Here is a 24,880-nt window from a genome sequence, read left to right on the forward strand (position 1 = left end):
CGCCATTGACCATATGGTGAGCGGGCGACCGTCTCGTACCCCCACGAAGGGTGACACGGCGTTCTCCTGACCTCGCTCATGGTTTCTCTTCCAAAGGATTTTGCGTGCCCAATTTCGTGCATTTCAGCCCAGGTGCGAGAGGCAATCGTCCTCGTGCCTTCGTGCTCGCGTCCCTCGCGCTCGCCGCGCTCGTGACCTCGACCCTCGCCGCGCCACTGTCGGCGACGGCCGCATCGCCGTCGTCCACCAGCTCCTCGGCTGCAGCCGCGTCGGCGGGCGCTGACGCCTCCGCAACCGGTGGATACAAGGACGGCCGGTACGTCGTCACCCTGCGGGATGACCCCGCCGCGTCGTACTCCGGCGGCGTCGGAAGCCTGAAGGCAACCGCTAAGCAGGGGGCACGCACGTTCGCCCCGGATGCCGCGCGCACCGTGGACTACACGAAGTACCTCAAGGCGCAGCAGAAGAAGGTCGCGGCCTCGATCGACGTGAAGTCTCTCGCGAGCTACACCCTCTCGACCAATGGGTTCGCCGCCGATCTCACCGCCGGCCAGGCTCAAAAGCTCGCCGCGGACCCCCGCGTCGCCATGGTCGTTCCCAACGAGATCCTGCACGTGACGGACGAGCACACCTCGACCGGCTACCTCGGACTCGAGGGTGACACCGGCGTGTGGGCAGACCTGGGAGGCACAAGCAAGGCGGGCGCCGGCGTCGTTGTTGGTGTTATCGACACCGGCATCGCCCCCGAAAACCCCTCGTTCACGGGAGAGCCGCTCGGCACGACCGATGGTGCGGCCCCGTACAAGGACGGCAGCGCCATCGTCTTCCACAAGAGTGACGGCAATGACTTCAGCGGTGTCTGCACCACGGGTGTGCAGTTCACCGCCGACGACTGCTCGACCAAGATCATCGGTGCGCGCTACTTCGTGACCGGCTTCGGTGCCGATCACATCGGCAGCCCGGCCGTGGGAGAGTACGTCTCCCCGCGCGACGGCGTCAGCCACGGATCGCATACCTCCAGCACCGCCGCCGGTAACACCGGCGTGGTGGCCGTCGGGCACGGATCGACCCTCTCGGGTGTCGCACCGGCCGCGAAGATCGCCATGTACAAGGCGTGCTGGTCGGGTCCTGACACCGCAAGCGAAGAAGACGACGGATGTGCCACGGTTGACCTCCTCGCCGCAATCGACGCTGCCGTGGGAGACGGCGTCGACGTCATCAACTACTCCATCGGTGGCGGCTCCGCGCAGACCACCAACTCGGTAACCGATCAGGCCTTTATGGCTGCGGCGTCGGCGGGAATCTTCGTCTCCGCGTCGGCCGGTAACAGCGGCCCCGATGCATCCACTCTCGACAACGCGTCACCGTGGATCACCACCGTCGCCGCCTCGACCATCCCCGCGAGTGAGGGAACCGTGCGCCTCGGCGACGGTACGTCCGCGCTGGGAGCCAGCATCACCGTTCCTGCCGGAGGGGTAACGGGTTCGCTGGTCTACGCCAAGGATGTCGCCGCGTCCGGCGCGGCAGACCCGGAGCTGTGTGGCACGGGAACGCTCGATCCGGCGAAGGTGACCGGAAAGATCGTGCTGTGTGACCGCGGTGTCAGTGCCCGTATCGACAAGTCCGCCGAGGTGAAGCGTGCGGGCGGTATCGGCATGATCCTCGTCAACACCGCGCACGATTCGACCGACCTCGACGCGCACACCGTGCCGTCGGTGCACGTCGATGCGCAGTACGCGGATGCCCTGCACGCCTACGCCACGAAGGCTGGCGCGACCGCCACGCTCGAGCCGGGCAACACGAGCGGACACGACGCGGTACCCACCCCGCAGGTCGCCGGATTCTCGTCGCGCGGCCCCGTGCTTGCCGATGGTTCCGACCTGATCAAGCCCGATGTCGCCGCTCCGGGCGTGAACATTCTCGCCGCGACGGCCAATGCCGCTGGCGCAGACCCCGCCTGGGGTTTCATGTCGGGAACCTCGATGGCCGCGCCTCACGTGGCGGGTCTCGCGGCTCTCTACCTGGGCCAGGACCCCACGGCGACTCCAGCCGAGGTCAAGTCCGCGCTGATGACGACGGCCGTGGACACGGTCGACGACGCCAATGCTCCCGTGCAGGACCCGTTCGCCCAGGGCAACGGGCAGGTCGTTCCGACGGCCTTCCTGCACCCCGGACTCGTGTACCTCAACGACACCCCCGACTGGCTGCGCTACTTGCAGGGCATCGGTGAGGAGCACGGTGTCGAGCCGCTCGACGGTTCGGACCTCAACCTTCCGTCCATCGGTATCGGTGGCCTTGCGGGGGAGCAGACCATGACGCGCACGGTCACCTCGACTGCCGCCGGTGACTACACCGCCGACGTCACGGGCCTGACCGGAATCGCCACCACCGTCTCGCCGAAGACGCTGCACTTCGGTGCCGCGGGTGAGAAGGCCACGTTCACCGTGAAGTTCACAAGGGAGAGCGCCGATCTTGGAGCCTTCTCGACCGGCTACCTCGACTGGAAGGGCGCGGACATCACCGTGCGCAGTGCGCTCGCCGTTCAGCCCGTCGCGCTCGATGTGCCGAAGGAGGTGGCGGGTTCCGGAACCACCGGAACCGTCGCGATCCCCGCCAGCATTGGTGACAACGCCGCGATCGACATCCTGTCCCAGGGTCTCGCCCATGGGCAGCGCGTCGAAGGCTCTGCCGTCGTCAAGGGAGCGTCCGACCGCTACTCGGTCGAGGTTCCCGCGGACTCCACGTTCCTGCGCTTCGCGCTTGATTCGACGGATGACAGCGCCGACCTCGACCTCGTGGTGTACCGCCGCACATCCACGGGCGCGATCAGCCTCGTGGGAGCTTCGGCCACCGGCAGTGCCGACGAAAAGCTGGACGTGACGGATGTCTCGAAGGGCACCTACATCGTCGATGTCTCCGCATACGCGTCCGGCACCGACCAGTCCACGAAGCAGGGCTACGCACTGACGAGCTATGTCGTGACTCCGGACGCCGCGGAGGGATCGTTCACCACGGACCCCGCCTCGGTTGACGGACACGTCGGTGAGACCGCAACGGTGACCGCGAAGTGGTCCGACCTGAAGGGCGGAAGCTACCTTGGTCGCGTTCGTTTCGGTGACACCGGTCTCGCCACCACCGTCGTGGTGGATGCCGGGGCAGATGTGCCTGCGCTGCCGGGTGATCCTGCCCTGACGCTCGGCCCGGACTGGGTGGGTGCCGCAAGTGACCTGCGGGCCACGGCGACCGGGCTCACCCCCGGGGACACCTACACGGCGTCGATTGACGGCGGCAGTGTCATCCGCTCGGGCCTCGTGCCTGTCTCGGGAACGATCGACTGGTCCATCACAATGCCGGCCACGCTCACCCCTGGTGCGCACACGCTGACGCTGACGAACGGAACTGTGACGCTGACCGAGCCGTTCCGGGTGACGCCGGTTGCCCTGGTGGGCGCGTACGGATTCCCGACCATTGGGTTCGACGGGAACGCGCACGCGCGAATCTCGCTGAGTTATCGCGGTCACGGAACAGTGCGCTTCCACCTGGAGTCGGTGTCAACGGGCAAGTCGTACCTCGATGAGACGGCGAAGCTGGGCGAGGTCGTCGGGTTCGACGTGCAGAGCGCTGATTCGTCGACAGCTCTGGTCGACGCCGGTGATGTCACCGGGCTGATCACGGTCGTGCTTCCGGACGGGTCTGACGGACCGAGCATGGTGCTCGACACGTTCACCGCCGAGTCGTCCGCGCCGAGTTCGCTCACCTTCACGCCGACGGCAGACAACGCCAACCTCGTGAATGTGGCGGTGGAGAACAACGCGCAGACTGACGTGCAGTCCACCGTTCGCTACTACGCGTTCGATGGTCGTCAGGTCTTTGCCGACGGCTTCTTCAAGGATGGCAAGTCGACGCAGCAGGTCGATCTGACCGGCGTGACGCGGGTCGAATACATCGACGGTTACAACACGATCATCGGCAGCTTCGACAACGCGGCACCCGGGCGCACCGACTCGGCTCACCTGCACATCACCCAGGACTACTGGGGAACGATGTCGGCGACGCCGGAGAAGAACGCCGCGCGGCCACTGACACTGGAGATGAACTTCCGACCCCCGGCATACGTGCCCGGCTTCGACCTGCTGGTGGGTGAGGGCGACATGTTCACGACGGAACCCTTCTTCAGCGAGGAGATTCCGACGGCGTTCGTCGAGACGAAGGGTGATGTTGTCACTCGCACCATGTCGACGCGCGAGAGCACGCGACTGTGGACGTCGAGCAACTACGAGATCCACTCGCCGATCTTCGTGGCCCTGGCCACGGCAGATCTCACCATTCCCGCGCTGAGTGTCGCTGACCTCACACCGGTGACAACGCCCACGCCGCCGCCGACGGAAACGCCGACACCGGAGCCGACTGTGACGGCGACACCGACGGCGACGCCGACCAGCACGCCGACGACGCCGCCCACGACGACGCCGAAGCCGGTGCTGACCGGCACGGTGCCGATGATCGCCGGAACTCCGAAGGTCGGTGTCACGCTCACCGCCCGTACGGGTACCTGGACGAAGGGCGCCAAGCTCAGCTACCACTGGTTCGTCAACGGTCATGCGGTGGCCGGTGCGACGAAGGGCACCTATGTTCCGACGGCTGCCGACCGTGGCAAGAAGATCATCGTGCAGGTGACCGGAACCAAGACCGGCTACCCGAAGCTGACGAAGACGAGTGTCAGCACGCGGGCAGTTGCCGCGGGCACTCTCGTCTCGTCGGCCGCGAAGATCTCGGGCAAGGCCAAGGTGGGCGCAACGCTGACGGCCAAGGCGGGCAAGTGGACGTCGGGGACCAAGCTCAGCTTCCGTTGGTACCTGGGCGGCAAGCCGATCGCCCACGCGACGCATTCCGCCTACAAGGTGCCGAAGGCAGCACGGGGCAAGAACATCACCGTGCACGTGACGGGTACCAAGACCGGGTACGTCTCCGTGGTGCGCGGTTCGGCTCCGGTTCGCATCCCGCGATAACCGGCTCGGGGAAGTGACCTCAACCCCATAGTGAAACGGAAGGCCCCAGTCGACATGGCTGGGGCCTTCTGGGTGAGCGGATGCCCCGGGGCATCCGCTCACCTCGTTCTAGGCCGTAAACGCGGGCAAGAACAGCAGCACCGTCGGCACCGCGATGAGGGCAACGGCGATGATCGCGGCGGCGGCGCGCGCGGTACTCGTGAGGCCCGGCTCGCCGTTCGCGAGACGCCGCACGCGGGCGGTGAGCTGCTTGTTGGCGGCTCCTTGGCGGGCGAGGTCGGTGCCCATGGAGTTCGCGATGGCGGGCGTCGCCGGCGCGGGGGTTCCGTTGGCGACGAGCGCGATCGCGGTGGCCAGGGTGCGGTCGTCGACCGTGCGCCGGGCGCGGTCGTCGGCAAGCATCTCGACGAGGCCGCCGACCTCATGCTGCGCGCGGGTGGCGATCGGGAACCAGGGGAGCGAGCTGCGCCACGCGTCGAAGGCCAGCAGCACCATGTAGTGACGCTGCAGGAGGTGGGCCTTCTCGTGCTCGATCACCGCCTGCAATTCGTTCTCGTTGAGGAGGTCGGCGAGGCCGGCGGAAAAGACGGTGACGGAGTGCTGGGTTCCCGGCAGGCAGTAGGCGACCGGGACGGCGTGCTCGATCACCCGGGTGTGCGGGCGCACTGGATCCGGCGCGCTCAGCAACTGCACTAGCTGGCGGTGGCGGCGGCGTTCGCGTTCGGTGGTGACAACGGTGAGGATGAGGTTGGCCACGAGGTGCAGACCGAGGTAGAGCCCGGCACAGAGGGATGCCACGTAGATGAAGTCGACGCTGGGCACCTTGGTGCCCGCGGTGACGGTGTCGAAGAGCGCGGATCCACTCTCGACGAGATTGCTGCCGAACGGAATCAGGCCGAAGGTGACGAGGGACCCGATCATCGAGAGTCCCCCGGAGAGGGCGATGGCCTGCCAGAGCAGGAGGGCCGTTGCCGGGGCGCGCGAAGGCCAGCTCATCTGTGACAGCAGAACCGGGACCGGGATAGCCAGGAGGCCCGCGAGCACGGCGAGCAGCATGGAGGCTACAAACATGGAGTGCCGCTAGCGGTTAGCGGCGGCGACGCGAACACGGTGCGGGTCAGCGACCGCTCGTGTCGAGCAGCTTGCGCAGGAGATCGGTCTCTCCCGGCGTGGCCTGACCAATGAAACGCTCAAGTACGGCGACCCGGTCGGACGCGCCTCCGAGCACCTGGTGCATGAGCTCGGCCATGTGGTCCTCGCGGGATCCCTCCGCGCGATAGCGGTGCGGGCGTGATGCGCGTTCCCGGCCGACGAAGCCCTTCTTCTCCAGGCGCGACAGCACCGTGAGGACCGTCGTGGCCGCGAGCTTCTTGGTGTCGGGGGCTGCTCCGGATGCCGCGAGGGCGTCTTGCAGCTCGTACGCCGACATCGGGGTAGAGGACTCCCACAGCAGGTCCATAACGGACCGCTCCAACTCGCCAAGCGTAAACATCGAACCCATTTCCGACCTCGTCCGAATGAATGTGAGGACTAAGGTCCCTTCAGATTAGCTCAGATTCGCCATACGTTCTACGTAGCGTAGAAATTGTTCTACACTGACGTAGAAATGATTTCTACCAAGTGTAGAAATTGTTGAGAATTCGTTCGATGAGCATTGGTGGAAGTGTGGATCCGGTAGAGATCGCCCGCTGGCAGTTCGGTATTACAACCGTGTATCACTTCTGGTTGGTGCCGCTGACACTGGGTCTTGGCCCCGTCGTCGCGTACATGCAGACGATGTGGGTACGCACGGGCAACGCCCGCTACCTCAAGATGACCAAGTTCTGGGGCAAGCTCTACCTCATCAACTTCATCCTCGGCGTGGCCACCGGCCTCGTGCAGGAATTCCAGTTCGGTATGGCCTGGAGCGAATACTCGCGCTTCGTCGGTGACGTCTTCGGAGCACCGCTGGCCATGGAGGGGCTGCTTGCCTTCTTCTTTGAGTCGACCTTCCTCGGGCTGTGGATCTTCGGCTGGAACAAGCTGCCGAAGAAACTCCACCTTGCCTCGCTCTACATCGCCATCATCGGCTCCATCGCGTCGGCGTACTTCATCATCGTGGCCAACTCGTGGATGCAGCACCCGGTCGGCGTCAAGCTCGTCGACGGACATCCGGTCATGGTCGACATCTGGGCGGTCCTCGGCAACAACACCGCCGTCACCGCTTTCGCCCACACGCTCACCGGTTCCTTCGGCGCCGGGGCCGCGTTCATCATGGGCATCTCCTGGTACCACCTGTGGCGCCGCCGCCGTGACGGAATCGACACGGTCAACGCCACCGGACACGTCGTCATCGGTTCGGCCGTCGGCGTCCCCGGACGAGACAAGGCCGACCACTCCGTCTGGCTCACCTCGCTGCGCGTCGGTGGTGTGGTCGCGATCGTCGCCTTCGCCGGTGTTGCCATTACTGGTGACGCCCAGGGCAAGCTCCTGTTCGACCAGCAGCCCCTCAAGATGGCCGCGGCGGAGGCCGCGTGTTCCGACGGCACGAGCTTCTCTGTCCTGTCGATCGGAGACCTCGGATCGAGCAACTGTAACGACGTGGCGGGCATCATCGAGATTCCCGGTCTGCTGTCGTTCCTCGCGCACGGCGACTTCACCACGGAGGTCAAAGGTGTCTCGACGCTCGTCCCCGAATACCAGGCGAAGTACGGAACGACGATTCCGGATGACCCGATCTACGGTGACCGCGCCGGCACGACCATCAACTACGTCCCGATCATGGAGGTCACCTACTGGGGCTTCCGCCTCATGATTGGCTTCGGCATCCTCGCCGCCATGGCCGCCGCTGTCGCGCTCTGGCTGTCACGCAAGGGCACAGTGCCGAATTCCAAGTGGATGATGCGAACCGGGCTGCTCAGCATCCTCGCGCCCTTCGTGGGAATCTCGGCCGGCTGGATCTTCACCGAGATGGGACGTCAGCCGTTCTCGGTTGTGCCTAACCCCAACCCGAGCGGCGTCGATGGAGTGTTCATGTTCACCGCGGCGTCGGTCTCGCCCGGCGTCAGCGCGGGGGAGATGCTCTTCTCGCTCATCACGCTCACCCTCGTCTACGGCGCCCTGCTGGTCGTCGAAGTGAAGCTCCTCGTGAAGTACGTGCGGGGCGGCGTGATCTCGGCCATGCCGGAACTCGCCCACGACAACGACGAGCCGCAGGACCACGCGACCGCGGGTTCTGCCCCGGACAAGAAGCACGGCGACGACGTCCTGTCGTTCGCCTACTAGAAAGCGCAAGGGACACATCGTGGACGTTCTCCCCACCATCTGGTTCATCGCGATCGCGATTCTCTGGTCCGGCTACCTGTTGCTCGAAGGCTTCGACCTCGGCGTTGGCATGCACATGCTCATCACCGGCCGCAGTGACAAGGAGCGTCGCGTGATGCTCAACACGATCGGCCCGGTCTGGGACGGCAACGAGGTCTGGCTGATCACCGCCGGTGCCGCGACATTCGCCGCGTTCCCCTACTGGTACGCGTCGCTGTTCTCGTCGCTCTACCTTCCGCTGCTGTTCGTGCTGCTCGGCCTCATCTTCCGTGCCGTTGCCATCGAGTACCGCGGCAAGGGCAACACCGACCGCTGGCGTCGCGGATGGGATCTGGCCCTCGGCCTCGGATCCTTCGTGGCCGCGTTCGGCGTCGGTGCCATGCTCGGCCTCACGACCACCGGCCTCCCGATCAACGCCAACGGTGACCGCGTCGGCGGTGCCTTCGCCTGGTTCACCCCCGCGGCACTGCTGGGCGGCTTCGCGGTCGTCGGCTTCTGCCTCGTGCACGCCTCGGCGTTCCTTGCCCTCAAGTCCGACGGTGTCGTGCGCGTGAAGGCCGGCAAGTTCTTCACCCGCTGGACTCCCATCGCCCTGCTTCCGATCGTCGCCTGGGTGCTGTACATCCAGTGGGAGAACGGCAAGCTCGTCACGCTCGCCATCATCATCGTCGCGGTCATCGCCGTCGTGTGGGGTTACATCAACGGACGCGCAGGTCGGGAGGGACGCGCTTTCCTCGGAACCGCCATCTTCCTTCTCGCCGGTGTCGCATCGATCTTCGTCTCGGTGTTCCCCGTTGTGCTGCCGTCGACGCTCGACCCGGCCTTCGACCTCACGATCTTCAACGCCGCGAGTGGCTCCTACACACTCGGTGTGATGACCTGGGTGGCAGGCTTCGCGCTTCCGCTGGTCCTCGCCTACCAGTCGTGGACCTACTGGGTCTTCCGCAAGCGCGTCGGTGACAACCACATCCCCGACGTTCACGACATCGTCCCGGCCATCGTGACCAAATGACGTCGCCCCGCGAGCGCATGCAGAGCGCACTCCTCAGCGCCGGTCTCGGCAACGGCGGCATGCGCACCATGTACGTGCTCGGACTCTTCAGCGCGCTGAAGGCCGGCTCACTCGTGCTCCTCGCGGACGCGCTCGCCCGCGGGATTACGGGCGTCATTGCAGCGGATCACTCGTGGCAGCCCGCCCTCGTCACCGGCCTGATCGCTGCGGTGCTGCGCGCGGTCGCCCACTGGGCAACGCAGGCGTACGCGGCTCGCCAGGCCCTCGGAGTGAAGGAGCAGACCCGCCAGGACCTCGCGGATCACCTCGTGGAAGGCGGCAACGGCTCCGTCGGAGCGATGACGTCCCTCGCCACGCGCGGACTCGACGAACTCGACAAGTACTACACCGTCGTGCTGCCCGCCATCACCGGGGCCGCGGTCATTCCTCTCCTCATCGGCGTGCGCATCCTGTTCGCCGACTGGGTCAGCGCGCTGGTCATCGTCGTCACCATCCCCCTCATCCCGGTCTTCATGGCGCTGATCGGTATGCACACGCGGGAACGTGTCTCCGATGCATCCGCTGCCCTCGGACGCCTGTCTGACCACCTCGTCGAACTCGCGCGTGGCCTCCCGGTGCTGGTCGGTCTCGGCCGCGTCGAGGAGCAAACCGCCGCGCTCAAGAAGATCTCGGACAACTACCGCACCCGCACGATGGCGACCCTGCGCACTGCGTTCATGTCGTCGCTCGCGCTCGAGCTGATCTCGACCATCTCGGTTGCCCTCGTCGCCGTCTTCATCGGCGTGCGTCTGGTCAGCGGTTCGCTGCCGCTCGAAATCGGGCTGCTCGTGCTGATTCTCGCTCCGGAATGTTTCGCCCCGTTCCGGGACATGGGTGCCGCGTTCCACGCCGCGCAGGACGGCGTCGTTGCTCTCAAGAAGGCCCAGACGGTTTTGGCGGAGCCGGTGCCGGAGCCCCTGACCTCTTCTTCTACCTCGCTCGCGGCGCCCGGAACTCTCGCCGACGTCCACGTGCGTGATCTCACCGTCGCGTACGCGGGGCGCACCGAGTCCGCGATCGACGGCGTCTCCTTCGACGTGCTCGCCGGAACCATCACTGCGCTACGCGGCCCCAGCGGCAGCGGCAAGTCCACCATCCTCGCCGTGCTCGCGGGCCGCCTGCGCAACGGAACGGATGACGCGGTCGTGACCGGCTCCGTCACCGGAATCGATCCCGCGCGTGTCGCCTGGGTTCCGCAGCACCCGCACACGGTGGGGGATACCGTGCGCGAGGAACTGCGGCTCTACGCCGGAGAGGCGTCCATCTGGCAGGTGGATTCCCGCATCGATGAGCTTCTTCGCCTGCTGGCGCTCGCCCCCGTGGCCGAGCAGGACCCCGCGCAGCTGAGCCCCGGCGAGCTTCGTCGCGTCGCGGTCGCCCGCGCGTTGCTGCGCGTCGACGCCGGCGCCACCCTCGTGCTGATGGACGAGCCCACCGCCCATGTCGATGGCGACAGCAGCCGCGTCATCGAGACCGCGATCGCCGGTCTTCGCGGACGGGTGACGGTCGTGCTCGCGTCCCACGAGTTTGAGGTCAGCGACCTCGCCACGGAGTCGGTCTTCCTCGGAGAGCCGTCGGCCCGCGCCCGCGCGCTGACGGCATCACCGTTGCGCGCGATGACATCGTCGATGGCGTCGGCGACCGCGGCGCCCGCGTCGGCACACAACGCCGGGCCCGGGGCATCCACCGATCCGAGCCTCACCGATCCCAGCCTCACCGATCCGGCGGGTGAGCGTCGCGTCAGCGCCGTCCGTCTGCTGCTCGAGATCATTCGTCCGGCGTCGGGCAAGTTCGTGCTCGCGATCTTCCTCGGCGTGCTCGCCGCGCTGTTCGCCGTTGCGCTCACCGCCGTGTCGGGATGGCTGATCGTGCGCGCCAGCGGACACCCCTCGATGATGTACCTCATGGTTGCCATCGTCGGCGTGCGGTTCTTCGGCGTCGGCCGCTCGGCCCTGCGCTACGCCGAACGCCTCGTCACCCACGACGCGATCTTCGCCTCGGTCACAGTGCTGCGCATGCGGCTGTGGGGTGCACTGGCTGCGAAGGGCACCACCTCGCGCAAGCTGCTGCGCGGCGGAACCGCTCTCGATTACCTCGTCGTGACGGCCGACCAGGTGCGGGACCTCTCGCCCCGGGTCATCCTTCCCCCCATCATCGGTGTGCTGACCGGCGTCGCGGCGATCATCGCGACGCAGATGCTGCACGCTCCCGCGGTCGCGTTGCTCGTCGCGTACCTCCTCGTCTGTCTGGTTGTGGCGCCGGCGATCGCCCTCTGGGGAGACCGTCGCGCCAGCCGTGGACAGCTGCTCATCCGGTCGGAAGTCACACGCCGGTTTGCCTCGCTCCTGGCCGCCGCCGGTGACCTGCGCGCCAACGCCGTCGACGGGGCAGTGCGCGAGCGTGTGCGTGACCTCGATGCCGCGGCCGGAAAAGATGCGAAGCGCAGCGCCTGGGCCCTCGGCCTCGGCGGTGCCGTGATCGTTGCCGCCAGCTGTGCGGCGTCCGTGCTCATGCTCATCGTCAGCGCGCCCGCCGTGGCCGCCGGAACGCTCCCGGGTGAGACCGTCGCGGTGCTCGTGCTCCTGCCGCTCGGCCTCATGGAACCCCTGCTCAGCGTCGTCGACGCCGTGCAGCAGTGGCCTGCGCTCGCGCAGGCGGTGCGTCGCCTCGCTCCGTTCCGGGCCGCGCCCGTCGTGGCCGACGCCGGCATCGACCTGCCGGGGAGCGTCACTGGGATCGAGCTTCGCGACATCAGTGCCCGGTGGCCGGATGCCCCGGAGACCGTGTTCTCCGGGCTGTCCGCCGTCGCAACGCCCGGCGACTGGCTCGTGGTGACCGGTCCGTCCGGTTCGGGCAAGTCGACCCTGCTCACGGTGCTGCTCGGCCACCTCACCCCGTCCCGCGGGGCATACCTGGTGGACGGCGCCGATTCCGGCGACCTCAACCCCGCCTCCCTTCGCCGCCACATCGCCTGGGCGCCGCAGGAGGGTCACCTCTTCGACTCGACGCTGCGGGCAAATCTGCTTCTCGCCCGCGCGCATGACGACGCTCCGGACGACGAGGAGATGTTCGACGCCCTCGACCGCGTGGGACTCGCGGACTTCGTGCGCACCCTGCCCCGTGGCCTCGACACCCGCGTGGGGTCCGAGGGTGACGAGCTTTCCGGTGGACAGCGTCAGCGCGTCGCGGTCGCCCGCACGCTGCTGACCCGTGCGGAAGTCGTGCTGCTCGACGAGCCCACGGCCCATCTCGACGTCGACGCTGCGCACGACATGATGCGCGATCTGCGCGATGGCCTCGCCTCGCAAATCACGGTGCTGGTAACCCACCACGCCGACGACCTGCGGGCCACCGACACCGTGCTGACCCTCGCCGGTCACGCGGACGGCGGCACCGGCACCGACGCCCGCGCCGACACAGCCACCGGCAGCGGCACCGACACCAGCGCCGGTACCGGCCCGCAGTCGAGCCCCACGGCTTCGCTGGAAGGCGCCCGCTCCCGCTAACGCCTCGGTCCCACCCCGAGCTCCGCCCACGCCGCGGCGAGAATGTCCACAGCACGGAACATCACGTCCGGGGTCGCGGTGATGGGGATCCGGATGAACTGTTCGAATGCGCCGTTCACCCCGAACCAGGGCCCTGCACCGATCAGCAGGCCACGCGACCGCGCGGCGATGGCGAGTGCCGAGCTGACCGGTGCGTCCAGATACACCCAGGCGGCGACCCCGCCCTCGACGCGGGACACCCGCCAGCGGGGGAGCTTCTCGGCAAGGGCCGTCAGCAGAGCGTCACGGGATGCCCCGTGCAGGTCCCGCCGGTACGCGAGCACCTTCTCGAACCCCGGCAGCATCTCGGTCACCACGAGCTGATCGATGACTGCCGCGCCGAGATCGTTCGCGAATCGTGCGGCAACCAACCGGTTGAGGATCTCTTTCGCCGCGCGGATCCATCCGACGCGCAGACCGCCCCACATCGTCTTGCTTGCCGATCCAACACTGATGACGGAGTCCGGACGTGCTGCGAACGATGCCAATGGTCGGAAGGTCCCCGCGCGATCGATGTTCAGTTCGGCGGTTGTCTCGTCGCTGATCAGCACGGTGCCGCACTTTTCTGCCAGCCGCACCCATTCTCGGCGATCGTCGTTCGACATGCTCATACCCGTCGGATTATGAAAGTCGGGCATGAGATATGCCATTGCCGGCATGGAATCGTGGATGGTCTGGTCGAAGGCATCGGTGTCCCATTCCGTGTCGAGGTCGACGCCGACGGGAAGGAGTCGCGCACCGGCAACACGAAACGCGTCGAGCGCGTGCGGGTAACTCGGGGACTCCACGATGACCTTGGAGCCGCGCGTGAGGAGCGTCCGCGCGATGAGCGAGAGCGCGCTCTGCGCGCCGCTGGTGACGAGGATCTGGTCGGCCGACGTTGTCACGCCCGCTGCTGAGTACCTCGCCGCCAGTGCCACGCGCAGGTCATCCAGGCCGGCCAGCTCGTAGCCGTCTGCCGAGAGCCTGTCCGGAAGGCGGGCGATCGCTCGCTCGGCTGCCGCGTGAACCCCCGGTGCGGCGCTTGAGGTCGCGCGACTCAGGTCGATCAGATCGCCTTCCCGGGGTTGGGGCGCCTCGGACTGGTGACCGGGGATCCGTGCGATGCTGCCCGATCCCTGCCGGCTGAGCAGGTAACCGTCGGCGCGCAACGTCGCGTACGCGGAGTTGACGGTTGTGCGGCTGAGCCCCAAACGGGCGGCCAACTCCCGCTCCGCTGGGAGACGCGCGCCGAAACCGATGCGGCCGTCGGCTATCAGCAACCGAATGCGCGCCGCCAGCATCGCGTAGGTCGCACCCTGCTGATCCCGCCACCCCTCCAGGAGCTCGAGCAGATGTCCAACGCCCACCGTGCGTGCGACCACGCGACCACTTTAACCAGATTGGCCGCTTGTTGGGCGTTCTCGCACGCAATTGGATCGGCCTCGGGGATCGCTCCGATCCCCACTCCCAGAGCTGAAAGAAGTGCGACCTCATGTCTGTTCATTTCACCGCGGCGGACTCGCCGATTCACGCCCGCGAACGCGCGTTCATCCTTCTGGCCTGTGCGGGTCTCGTGGCGGCGACAACCGCGTGTTCCTCCGCCGACGCGGAGGCGGGCATTGCTTTGCCCAGCCCGTCCGCGACATCCCGCGCCACCGTGGCCGCCAGCGTCGCCGTTGTGTCTCCTGACGGCGCCCACGTTGCGGACATTCGACCGTCCGATGGCGGCAACCGAATCTGTCTGAGGTCGAGCCGGGGTGGCGTTCCGCGGGAGGTGGTCGGACAGGTGCCGGTCGAGGTGCGGACCATCGTTGTGCCACAGGGCTCCGCTCCCCGTGCCATCCACGTGTGGGTTCCGCGGGAGGGTGATGTGGTGTCGGTCGCCTGGTCCGCCGACGGACGGCGGCTCACCTACGAATTCCGCGATTCCGCTGCCCACTCGAGCGTGAAATTCAGCATCACGCTGGACGGCGCCACCCCGACACAGCTCACCCCCTGGAGCACGCCGTCGCTCGCCGGGCCGTCGGCGAGCGACACCCCGTGACTGGTAGTCGGATGCTCCTACTCGGGCGGGGCCGTGTAGCTGGCGGGCAGTTCCTGCACCGACCACGCGTTGCCATCGGGGTCCTCGAAGTAGACGAAGCGCCCCCACTCGAGGTCGACGACGCCCCGGGCTTGTACCCCGTTTGCGGTCAGGGCGGCCAGCGCGTCATCCGCGCTTGCCACCACCATCTGAAGACCTTTCTGGGATCCGGGTTGCATCTCGCTCACTCCCTCTCCGAGATAGATCGAGCACGCGGAACCGGGAGGGGTCAGCTGCACGAAACGGAGGGTGTCGCTGACCCGCTCGTCGAAGTCGGCGTGAAATCCGACCTGGTCGACATAGAAAGTTTTCGCGCGATCGACGTCGGTGACGGGGATGGAAACGAGTTCAATTTTCCAGTCCATGAGGTGCTCCTTTGCAATCGGGACTGTTTCGGGAACTGCGGTCATTTCATCCTTCTCGGCACCACCGACATCGTTCAACGGGTCGGCCCGCACTGCCTCTTAGTGACGGGACTGTACAGATCGGTACACGCCCCCCGAAAGGGCCAAGCGGCGCCCCCGCACTTGGGGCTACTGTGTAGCCGGTAGCGGAAGAATATTCAACTCAGGGATGGAGCGGGACACCGTGGCAGCACAGCGTTCCCGCCCGAGGCTTGACCGCGTCATGCGGGCCGACATGTTCGCCGCCGCCCAGGTTCCGTTCGCCGTCGTCGTTGCGGTCCTCTTCGTCGCGCTGGCCATCGCTACCCCGTCGCGCGTCGCCGAACGCGACCTCATTATTGGTGCCGTGCTGGTCGTCGTCACGACCGCGCTCGCGCGTCTCTCCTTCTGGGAACGCGCGATCCTCGCGTGGAAAATCACCATCCCGATCCTCGATCTCGTCGCCGTAGCGATCCTCTGGAACGTGGTTTACGACGTCTTCCCCGCCACTATCGTGCTTGTCGTGTTTCCGCTCATGGTGCTCGCCTACTCGGTCTCCTGGATCGCCGCGGCCGCCGGCGTGCTCGCCGCCTTCGCTGTCACGCTGTACCCCTTCGCGGCGCACAACACCTGGCCAACGACGTCGGCCGGTTGGGTCAACGTCTTCCTCCTCACCGGGCTGGTGGGTTTCGTGACCGTGTCCGTTCGGGTTGCGGCCGACAGGCTCAGCACCATTCAGGAGGAGCTGGCGGATGTCTCGACCGAGCTTCGCGGATCGCTCGACGATGCCGTGGACCGCGAGAATGCCCTGACGCTGATCAGTGAAACCGTGGACGCCGCCATCGTCGTGGTCGACTCGGCGGGACACATCGTTCTCCGCAACCGGACGGCGCGCGAGCTCGAGGCCATTTCGGTGGATGGCCGCACCGACGACCATCTGGCGTCCGAACATCCGGTGCTGCCGGGCGAGCAGCTCGTGTACGCGATGGACCGGGTCACCCCGGTGCCGCTCGAGGATCGCTTCGTTGCCAAGGCCCTGCGGGGAGAGTCCACCGAGGGCATCGTCTACTGGCTCGGTGCGCCCGGTAACCAGGCAGCTATCCAGGCGACGAGTCGTCCGCTCCTGCGGGCGGGGGCCAAACCAAGCACGCTGATCGTGGCGCACGACGTGACCCAGCTCGTGGAGGCAATTCGCGTGCGCGATGAGTTCATCGGCACCGTCTCCCACGAGCTGCGCACCCCGCTCACGAACATCATCGGGTACGCCGAACTCATCGAGGCCGACGAGCTCGGCATCTCGTCGGAGATGGACATCATCCGCAAGAACGCTGAGCGGCTGCGGGTGATGATCGGCGATCTGCTGAGCGTGAACGGGTCGCAGTTGCCGGCGATCACCCGCCGTCACGACATCACCGCCATCGTCACCGAGGTGCTCGACCGGTTCGCCGTGCGACTGCACGTCGCCGGGATCGGGCTGACCTGGAGCCCGACCGCCCCCATTCACGTCGACGTCGACCCCGCGCGCATCACGGACGTGGTCGACCAGCTGGTATCGAACGCGATCCGTTTCACCTCGAAGGGCGGCCACATCACGGTCATCGTCACGGCGGACGACGGGAACGTGTACGTCGCGGTCGAGGATACCGGCGTCGGAATCGCGCACCAGGATCAGGGCCAGGTGTTCGAGCGGTTCTTCCGCACGCGTTCTGCGCGCACCTCGGCGACGCCGGGCGCCGGCCTCGGGCTGTCGCTCGCCCAGGCACACGCCGCGGCGCATCGCGGGGTCATCCGGGTCAGTAGCGAGCTCGGTGCGGGGTCGGTCTTCACGCTGCAGTTGCCCGCCGCGCGCGAGTAGCCACCACGCTACTGAGGTCGTGAGCATCACTACGTAATCTGGGCTGACCCCTTCCCCGGTCCGCGGGCGGCTGGCAGGCTGTCCGGATGAATCCGCGGAGGAGTACCCCGGCCGGCACTGCCAACAGCGGCGGGGCCACTCCGCGCCGGGTTACCCGGAGGGCGGTCGTGCTGGCAGCGATTCTCGTGGCCGGGGCGGTCGCGACATCCGCTTCCATCACGCTCACGGCGGCGCCCGCGGAGAGCACCGCACAGTCGTGGGGCGAGAAGCAACCGCTGCTGTGGGAGGACACCTTCTCGGGCCCGGCGGGTACGGGGCTGAGCAGTCGCGCGTGGACGCTGGTCTCCGGCAACGCGGCGACCAGCGGGTGGGGAAACCACGAGCTCGAGTACTACACGCCGAGCGCATCGAAGCGCACCGGGTGGGGCACCCTGCAGATCACCGCCCGCAGGTCGTCCGACCCGACACTGCTGTGCTGGACCGGGCAGCCCTGCCCGTACACGTCCGCGCGGCTCACGACCGAGGGCAAGGTGAGCCTGCTGTATGGGCGGGCGGAGGCACGCATCAAGATCCCCGTGGGGGCAGGGCTGTGGCCGGCATTCTGGATGCTGGGGTCGGGCACGGACTGGCCCAACACCGGAGAGATCGACGTGATGGAGCGCATCGGGCGCGAGCCGACCACCGTGTACGGCACAGCGCACGGGCCGGGATATTCCGGCGGCAACGGGCTCAGCAGCCACACCACGGTCGGCAGCGCGTCGACCGGGGACGGCGCGTGGCACACCTACGCGATCGATAAACAGCCGGGTTCCGTCACCTGGTACATCGACGGTCGCCAGTACTTCTCCATCACGCGCGCGAGCCTGCCGCCCGGAACGGCGTGGGTTTTCGACCGTCCCTTCTATCTGCTGCTCAACCTCGCGGTCGGGGGTGATTGGCCGGGATCGCCCACCGCGTCGACGGCGTTCCCCGCGGTGATGAGCGTCGACTACGTGCGGCTGCGCGGCACCGGGTGGGCGCCGAAGTAGCGAGTCAGTGGGGCGTCGAAGCGGGGGCGGATGACCCTGCGCCGCGGCGACGTCGCAGCACGAGCACCACGACGACCGCGATAACCCCGGCGAGCACAATCCATGGCAGCAGGTAGCCCAGCACGAACAACACCCCGGTGAAGAACCCGGCGAAACCGGTGAGGCCGGCGACCACGGAACTCCAGAAGGAATCGGGGGTCTTCACCGGGGCATCCGCGGGGGACCCAATCAGCAGGGTAACCGTGGACATCGCGACCTGGTCGGTCAGCTGCCGGCGCTGCGCGGTGAGGCTGTCCAGTTCGCCCTGACGACTGGAGATGGCGGTCTCGAGTTCGATCAGCACCTTGGTGTCGCTGGACTTCGCCAGCAGCACGAGCAAACGGTCTACCGAGGCCTGCAGTGCCGTGATGCGCGCGTTCAGGTCGTTGCTCTGTGTCGTGACATCCGCCGCCTTGATCGCTATCGAATCGACGGTGCCGAGTTTCTTGATTCGCTCGAGCGTTGGGGTGAGCGATGCCGCCGGGATGCGCAGCGTCAGGGTTGCGCTGCCCGCGTCGCCGTCGACGGGGGATGTCTCGGAGCGGCTGTCCACGCGACCGCCGGCGTCCTCGACGATCGCGATCGCCCGGGTGGCGGCGTCGGTCGGGGCGGTGGCCGTGAGGTTAACCGTGCCGGTCGTCACGATCTGCCGGTCGGCGGCGGAGGTGACGGACGAGGATGACCCGGGCGCGCTGGCGTCCGCCGCGCTGTCAGGTTCGGTGGCGACCGGGCCGTCGCCCTGCGAGCTGGTGCCCTGCGAGCTGCCCACCGGTGAGCCGTCGCCCTGCGTGCTCGCGGAATCGCTCCCGCCGCGGGCCGTGCACCCGGCGAGACAGAGCGCGGCGACCAGCGCCACCGCGGAAATACCAAGAAATCTGCGCCTCATGACCTCACGGTAATCAGACATCCGCGGCGCCACCAGACAACGTTTCCCACCTCTTATTCGTCGCTCCACGGGATAATCGGGTGATGACTATCGCCCAGTGGTTCCGTCACCGGAGCGTGCAGCCCCTGCACATCGCGGGCGATCACGGCGAGGGTCCCGTCATCATCCTGATCCACGGAATCGCGTCGTCCTCCGTCACCTTCCGGTTCCTCGAGCCGCTGCTGGTAGACCGCTATCGCGTCATCACCATCGACCTGCTGGGATTCGGAGAGTCGGATGCCCCGGCGACCATCGACTCCCTGCGCCTCAAGGCACCGTTCATCCTCGTGGGGCATTCGCTCGGCAGCCTGATCTCGGCGCGCTACGCGGCGATCTTTCCCGCCCGGGTCGCCCGGGTAGTGCTCATCAGTCCGCCGGTCTACCTCGCTCCGGCGGAGCTCGGCAACGCGCGCACGCGGTCGCAGGTCGGTGCCTACCTGAAGGCGTACGAGTTCATCCGCGCCAACAAGGAATTCACGATCGCCAACGCCGCGCGCGTCGGCAGGCTGCTGGGCATCGCCACGGTGTTCGAGATCACCGAGCGAAACTGGACCGCGTTCATCCTGTCGCTCAAGAACTGTATTGAGGCGCAGACGTCCATCAGTGACATCGCGTCCGTGAAGGTGTCGATCGACGTCGTCTACGGCGCGCTCGACCAGTTCATCACTCCCGGAACCATGCGGATTATCGAGCAGATGCGACACGTAACCATGCATCGTATCGAAGCCGCGGACCATGTAGTGAGAAAACGTCTGGCGCGGGCGGTCGCCGAAGTGATCGCGTAGCCTTTCGAGCATGCATAGTCGCACCCTCGGTCGCACCGGCCGCACCCTATCCGTCATTTCCCTCGGTACCTGGCAGCTCGGAGCCGACTGGGGGGATGTCACCGAGGCCGATGCGCACGCGGTGCTCGACGCGGCCGTGGATGCCGGCGTCACTCTCTTCGATACCGCAGATGTCTACGGGGACGGCCGCAGCGAGCAGCTGATTGGCGGATACCTCGCCGGGCGCCCCGACGCGAGAGTCTTCGTCGCCACCAAGATGGGCCGCCGCGAGGCCCAGGATCCCGCGAACTTCACGCTCGCGAAGTTCCGTGAGTGGACGGATCGGTCTCGCACGAACCTCAAGATGGACACGCTCGACCTCGTGCAACTGCACTGCCCGCCCACCCCGGTGTTCTCGACCGATGCGGTGTACGACGCCCTCGATACCCTCGTCGACGAGGGCGCGATCGCCAACTACGGTGTGAGTGTCGAGACGGCGGATGAGGCGCTGGCCGCGATCTCGCACCCGCACGTGGCATCCGTTCAGATCATTCTCAACGCATTCCGTTTGAAGCCGCTGGACCAGGTGCTGCCGGCCGCCATCGAGGCGGGCGTCGGCATCGTCGCACGGGTGCCGCTCGCGAGCGGGCTGCTCAGCGGAAAGTACACGGCCGACACCACCTTCGCGGCCAATGACCATCGCACGTTCAACCGTCACGGGGAGGCGTTCGACGTGGGGGAGACGTTCTCGGGAGTCGACTTCGAGCAGGGCGTGAAGGCGGCGCAGGAGTTCTCCGCGCTCGCCGAGGCGCAGGGACTCACCGCGGCGCAGGCGGCGCTGGCGTGGGTGGCGCAGCTCGATGGTGTCAGCACCGTGATTCCTGGTGCGCGATCGGTGGAGCAGGCGCGCGCGAACGCGTCGGCCGGGTCCGTCGATCGCCTGCCGCTGGAATTCACGACCGCCGTCACCGAGATTTACGACCGCTACTTCCGCGCGGCGATCCACGACCGCTGGTGAGATAGCGCGCGGCCGATAGCCGGCTGGCGCGGTAGCCCGGCAGCGAGGGCGGGCCCGCAGCGGTGTGCTCGGCCAGGCCGCTAGTTGACCGTGTCCGGGTTCGACCCGGTGCGCTCGCCGGTCTCCAGCGTGGCGATCGCGGCGAGATCCTCCGCGTCGAGCTCGAAGTCGAACACCCGTGAGTTCTCGCGGATGCGGTCGAGCGAATTCGACTTGGGGATCACGATCAGGCCGTTCTGAATGTCCCAGCGCAGCACCACCTGGGCTGCCGATTTGTCGTACTTGCGTCCGATGGCCTCGAGCGTCTCGTTGCCGAGGATGCGGCCGCGCGCGAGCGGGGACCACGCCTCCGTTCGGATGCCGAGCGCATCGTTGTGGGCGCGCAGCTCGGTCTGGGGAAGCCAGGGGTGCAGCTCGACCTGGTCGATGACGGGCAGCACATCCGAGTTCTCACGCAGCCGCTCGAGGTGCGGAATGGTGAAGTTGCTCACCCCGATGGACCGAGCACGCCCATCGGCCTGCAGCTTTTCGAGGGCGCGCCACGTCTCGAGGTAGAGATCGCGCGCCGGGGCCGGCCAGTGGATGAGGTAGAGGTCGACGTAGTCCATGCCGAGCAACCCGAGGCTGGTGTCGAACGCCCGCAGCGTGCTGTCGTAGCCCTGGTCGTCGTTCCACACCTTCGTCGTGACGAAGAGTTCCTCCCGGGGAACCCCGGACGCCCGCACCCCGGCACCCACCCCCGCCTCGTTGAAGTAGAGCTTCGCGGTATCCACGTGGCGATAGCCGGCTTCGATCGCGCCCTGCGTGAGCACGGCGGCCGTGTCATCCGCCACCTTATAAACACCAAGGCCAAGCTGCGGGATGCTCCGGCCGTCGGCGAGCTCGATGGTGGGGGAGAACGGGGTTTCGGTCATGCCCCATTATTTCGCGGAATGCGCACGGCCCGTGCTGCCTACGATGGGGCATGCCTACTCTCATGATCGTTGTCGCCAGTGTCCGTCCCGGTCGAATCGGCCTCCCCATCGCGGAGTGGGTGAATAAGCACACCGAGGAGTTCGGCGCCTTCGACGTCGACTTCGCCGACCTGCTCGAGATCAATCTGCCCTTCATGGACGAGCCGAACCACCCGGTGAAGCGCCAGTACACAAAGCCACACACCTTCGCCTGGAGCGAGCGGGTGGATGCCGCGGACGCGTTCATCTTCGTCACGCCCGAGTACAACCACAGCTACGCACCCGCGCTCAAGAACGCGCTCGACTTCCTGTCGCAGGAGTGGTGGCGCAAGCCTGTCGGATTCGTCAGCTACGGCGGGGTATCGGGCGGATCGCGCGGTGTCGCCGCGTTCGAGCCGGCGATGACCACCGTCGGACTGGTGAAGGCGGGAGCGGCCGTGGAGCTTCCGTTTGCCGCATCCCACGTGGTCGACGGAGTGTTCAACGCGGAGGCGAAGCCCGCCGCCATCCTCACGAAGATGCTGACCGAGCTCGTGGATATGGCCGGAGCGCTGAAGCCGCTGCGCTAGAGCGCTGCGGTAGCCGCTGCGCTTGCCGGGGGCGCTGAAGCCGCTGCGCCAGCCGCTGCGCCAGCCCGCTGCGCCAGCCAGCGGCGCTAGCTCGGCTGGATCGCGATCGGCTCGGTATCGGGGATGGGGCTCGAGTCCCGTCCCCGCAGGTCGGGGTGCCAGCTCTTGAGCACTGTCGGCAACAGGAAGCCCACCAGCGCGAAGCCCGCCGACACCCAGAACCCACCGGTCGCACCGTTGGCGTCGATGAAGAAACCGGCGAGGGCCGAGCCGAGAGCAGCACCGATGAGCTGGCCGGTGCCGACCCATCCGTATGCCTCGGCGGTGTCGCTGAACTTCACGCTGACCGAGACGATGGACGACATCACGGCGAAGACCGGAGCGATGCCGATGCCGGCGATGAGCAGCGCGACGGCGAGCCACCAGAACTGGAGGGACGCGACGGCGAGCGCGAGTCCGATGAAGACCGCGAACATCCGCCGAGCCATCGACCAGGGGCCGACGGGGAGCTGCCCGAGCGAAAGCCCGCCGGCGAGCGACCCGAGCGCGAAGATTGCCAGCACGATGCCGGACTCGGGGCCGCCGTGACCGAACGCGGAGACGACGCTCGCCTCCACGGCGGAGCAGGCACCGAGCAGAAGGAAACCGGTGAGGGTGGACAGCAGCACGGGCTTCTTGGTGAGTACCTTGCCGAGCTTGCGGCGGCTGCGGGGGATACGCACGCGGCCGACCTCGGGAGAGAGGATGAACCAGGCGCCGCCTCCGATGAGGAACACGAGCGCGACCATGATGGCGGCCACGGTACTGATCTGTGTGGCGACGAAGGTCGTGATGACGGGGCCGGCGACCCAGATGATCTCCTGCGCCGAGGCATCCAGTGAGAACAGCGGTGTCAGCTGCTTGCCGGTCACCATCTTGGGGTAGATGGTCCGGACTGCCGACTGCACGGGAGGGGTACTCAGCCCGACGATGAGTCCGACGATCATGTACAGCGGAACAGTCATCGGAATGAAGGCGATTGCAGAGATCGCCACCACCGACACCACGAGCGTGAGCGTGAGAACCTTGCGCATTCCCCAGACGCCCATCCAGCGGCTGGTGAGAGGTCCGGCGACGGCCTGACCGACGCTGGTGGCGGCGAGAACGAGTCCGGCCGATCCGTACGAGCCGGTGATGTGCTCGATGTGCAGCAGGAAGGCGAGCGACAGCATTCCGTTCGGGAAGCGGGCGGTCAGCTGCGCGGCAATAATCCGGGCGACCCCCGGTGTCTTCAACAGCTGTCCGTACGCACTCACAATCGCACCAGCTTAGCCGTGCCGCTTCCGTCGGCCGGGGCACGTTGGGTGCTCCACTCATGGCCGCCGAGCCAGCAATCGCGGAGGATAACCACTATGCGGTCGACCCGGATTCTCCCGGTAATTCGCGGTGTCGTTCACGTCACAGTGAGGTCACTCCGTGGTGAAGACGTGGGAGGAAGTTCCACCGACGTCCCTCCGTCATCAGCGTTTGCCCGGAGCGGCAGTGCACACTAATTCAATGGAAAATGTGGGCGACCCCGGCGACGATACTCACTTCGAGCGGCGAATCGGCCGACGAGATGTTACCCATTGGCGCACCGCGGCCGGTCGGCGACTTGCCTCCGGCCATCAGTCGATCGCCAACCGGATCGGGGCGCATCGCACCCTCGTCGCGACGCTGGCCGTTGGCGGCAGCATCGCGGTGGCGGCAACCATTGGTGCCGCCCGCATCTACGACGGAGTGACGGGACGCGACGGGGTCGCGAGTCTGGACCGGCCAGCGCTGAAACTCGCCAAGACTCTGCGCTCGCCCGCGCTGAACGCCTCGGCGGCGGCGATCGCCCGCGGTTTCGGACCGGTGAGCATGCCGATACTCACGGTCGCCGCGGCGACCACGTTGGCCGTGCGGCAACGCGCGGTGTCGCCGGTCACCCTCCTGGTTGCCGCCGGCGCCGGATCCCTTGCCATGACCGTGGCGGGGAAAGACATCATTCACCGCAACCGGCCGCACCGCCGGGACGCGGTGGCGCCTTATGAGAAGTCGCCGTCGTTCCCGTCCGGGCACACCCTGAATGCCACGACGATCCTCGGAACTCTCGCTTATCTCCTCGCGCTTCGAGAGAAGCGGAATGGTCCACAAGCGGCCATTATCGGCGCGGCCGCCGCGACCAGCGTCACCGTGGGGTTGTCGCGCGTTCTCCTCGGCGCGCATTGGCTCACGGACGTCGCGGTCGGCTGGGTCACGGGAACCGGATGGCTCGCCATCCTCATCACCAGCCACCGTCTGTACCTCACCAGCAAGTCTGACGAAATGTAGGTGCGCACACGTGAGGTGTGGCCGTGCTGTGCACCGCGG

The 24,880-nt window shown here is 67.1% G+C and carries 18 protein-coding genes; 11 read left to right on the top strand and 7 right to left on the bottom strand.

Going from position 1 to position 24,880, the window contains the following annotated elements:
* The first annotated feature begins 104 nt into the window (after nucleotides 1–104).
* Nucleotides 105–5,009 carry a S8 family serine peptidase gene (locus tag HB677_RS00120; protein WP_213813631.1) on the top strand — a complete coding sequence of 1,635 codons (4,905 nt, stop codon included), beginning with the start codon at nucleotides 105–107 and terminating at the stop codon, nucleotides 5,007–5,009.
* A gap of 108 nt (nucleotides 5,010–5,117) precedes the next feature.
* On the opposite strand, the gene HB677_RS00125 is transcribed toward HB677_RS00120, so the two are convergent.
* Together HB677_RS00125 and HB677_RS00130 are read right to left on the bottom strand one after the other, a co-directional pair.
* Entirely contained in the window at nucleotides 5,118–6,080 is a 963-nt protein-coding gene (locus HB677_RS00125; protein ID WP_213813632.1) for a M56 family metallopeptidase, read from the bottom strand.
* Nucleotides 6,081–6,126: 46 nt separating this feature from the next.
* Nucleotides 6,127–6,501, bottom strand: a complete 375-nt coding sequence (locus HB677_RS00130; protein WP_213814117.1) for a BlaI/MecI/CopY family transcriptional regulator — start codon at nucleotides 6,499–6,501, stop codon at nucleotides 6,127–6,129.
* A gap of 173 nt (nucleotides 6,502–6,674) precedes the next feature.
* Between HB677_RS00130 and HB677_RS00135 the strand changes: the two genes are divergently transcribed.
* Genes HB677_RS00135 through cydD form a run of 3 tightly spaced genes read left to right on the top strand, consistent with a single transcriptional unit; the run spans nucleotide 6,675 to nucleotide 12,869 of the window.
* Nucleotides 6,675–8,273, top strand: a complete 1,599-nt coding sequence (locus HB677_RS00135) for a cytochrome ubiquinol oxidase subunit I (RefSeq protein WP_213814118.1) — start codon at nucleotides 6,675–6,677, stop codon at nucleotides 8,271–8,273.
* A 19-nt stretch (nucleotides 8,274–8,292) separates the two neighbouring features.
* Entirely contained in the window at nucleotides 8,293–9,324 is a 1,032-nt protein-coding gene (gene cydB, locus HB677_RS00140; RefSeq protein WP_213813633.1) for a cytochrome d ubiquinol oxidase subunit II, read from the top strand.
* On the top strand, nucleotides 9,321–12,869 hold the full coding sequence (cydD, locus tag HB677_RS00145) for a thiol reductant ABC exporter subunit CydD (RefSeq protein WP_255545998.1): 3,549 nt from the start codon (nucleotides 9,321–9,323) through the stop codon (nucleotides 12,867–12,869). The genes cydB and cydD overlap by 4 nt, the downstream gene beginning before the upstream one ends.
* On the opposite strand, the gene HB677_RS00150 is transcribed toward cydD, so the two are convergent.
* Complete coding sequence (locus HB677_RS00150; protein WP_213813634.1) at nucleotides 12,866–14,272, bottom strand: PLP-dependent aminotransferase family protein; 1,407 nt, start codon at nucleotides 14,270–14,272, stop codon at nucleotides 12,866–12,868. The two genes, cydD and HB677_RS00150, sit on opposite strands and share 4 nt — an antisense overlap.
* A gap of 110 nt (nucleotides 14,273–14,382) precedes the next feature.
* Here HB677_RS00150 and HB677_RS00155 point away from each other — a divergent pair, with 110 nt between their 5' ends.
* Nucleotides 14,383–14,934 (top strand): hypothetical protein, encoded by a 552-nt coding sequence (locus tag HB677_RS00155; protein ID WP_213813635.1) that lies wholly within the window; start codon nucleotides 14,383–14,385, stop codon nucleotides 14,932–14,934.
* Nucleotides 14,935–14,951: 17 nt separating this feature from the next.
* Here HB677_RS00155 and HB677_RS00160 read toward each other — a convergent pair whose 3' ends face one another.
* A complete protein-coding gene (locus tag HB677_RS00160) occupies nucleotides 14,952–15,338 on the bottom strand; it encodes a glyoxalase superfamily protein (protein WP_213813636.1) in 387 nt (128 codons plus the stop codon).
* Nucleotides 15,339–15,561: 223 nt separating this feature from the next.
* On the opposite strand from HB677_RS00160, the gene HB677_RS18705 reads away from it, so the two are divergent.
* Entirely contained in the window at nucleotides 15,562–17,211 is a 1,650-nt protein-coding gene (locus HB677_RS18705) for a cell wall metabolism sensor histidine kinase WalK (protein WP_213813637.1), read from the top strand.
* Between the two features lie 167 nt (nucleotides 17,212–17,378).
* On the top strand, nucleotides 17,379–18,239 hold the full coding sequence (locus HB677_RS00170; protein ID WP_307852405.1) for a glycoside hydrolase family 16 protein: 861 nt from the start codon (nucleotides 17,379–17,381) through the stop codon (nucleotides 18,237–18,239).
* Nucleotides 18,240–18,243: 4 nt separating this feature from the next.
* Here HB677_RS00170 and HB677_RS00175 read toward each other — a convergent pair whose 3' ends face one another.
* Nucleotides 18,244–19,164, bottom strand: a complete 921-nt coding sequence (locus HB677_RS00175; RefSeq protein WP_213813639.1) for a DUF4349 domain-containing protein — start codon at nucleotides 19,162–19,164, stop codon at nucleotides 18,244–18,246.
* 83 nt (nucleotides 19,165–19,247) lie between these two features.
* Here HB677_RS00175 and HB677_RS00180 point away from each other — a divergent pair, with 83 nt between their 5' ends.
* Nucleotides 19,248–19,988, top strand: coding sequence for an alpha/beta fold hydrolase (locus HB677_RS00180; RefSeq protein WP_213813640.1), 741 nt, complete (start codon nucleotides 19,248–19,250; stop codon nucleotides 19,986–19,988).
* A 10-nt stretch (nucleotides 19,989–19,998) separates the two neighbouring features.
* The gene (locus HB677_RS00185; protein WP_213813641.1) at nucleotides 19,999–20,985 is read left to right on the top strand and encodes an aldo/keto reductase; all 987 of its coding nucleotides are present in this window, start codon (nucleotides 19,999–20,001) and stop codon (nucleotides 20,983–20,985) included.
* Nucleotides 20,986–21,065: 80 nt separating this feature from the next.
* Here HB677_RS00185 and HB677_RS00190 read toward each other — a convergent pair whose 3' ends face one another.
* A complete protein-coding gene (locus tag HB677_RS00190) occupies nucleotides 21,066–21,899 on the bottom strand; it encodes an aldo/keto reductase (RefSeq protein WP_213813642.1) in 834 nt (277 codons plus the stop codon).
* 50 nt (nucleotides 21,900–21,949) lie between these two features.
* Here HB677_RS00190 and HB677_RS00195 point away from each other — a divergent pair, with 50 nt between their 5' ends.
* Nucleotides 21,950–22,507 carry an NADPH-dependent FMN reductase gene (locus HB677_RS00195; RefSeq protein ID WP_213813643.1) on the top strand — a complete coding sequence of 186 codons (558 nt, stop codon included), beginning with the start codon at nucleotides 21,950–21,952 and terminating at the stop codon, nucleotides 22,505–22,507.
* An 86-nt stretch (nucleotides 22,508–22,593) separates the two neighbouring features.
* On the opposite strand, the gene HB677_RS00200 is transcribed toward HB677_RS00195, so the two are convergent.
* On the bottom strand, nucleotides 22,594–23,802 hold the full coding sequence (locus HB677_RS00200; protein ID WP_213813644.1) for an MFS transporter: 1,209 nt from the start codon (nucleotides 23,800–23,802) through the stop codon (nucleotides 22,594–22,596).
* Nucleotides 23,803–24,043: 241 nt separating this feature from the next.
* On the opposite strand from HB677_RS00200, the gene HB677_RS00205 reads away from it, so the two are divergent.
* Entirely contained in the window at nucleotides 24,044–24,841 is a 798-nt protein-coding gene (locus HB677_RS00205) for a phosphatase PAP2 family protein (RefSeq protein WP_213813645.1), read from the top strand.
* Nucleotides 24,842–24,880 lie beyond the last annotated feature (39 nt).

The organism is Glaciihabitans sp. dw_435 (assembly GCF_018449675.1).
Lineage (GTDB): Bacteria > Actinomycetota > Actinomycetes > Actinomycetales > Microbacteriaceae > Glaciihabitans.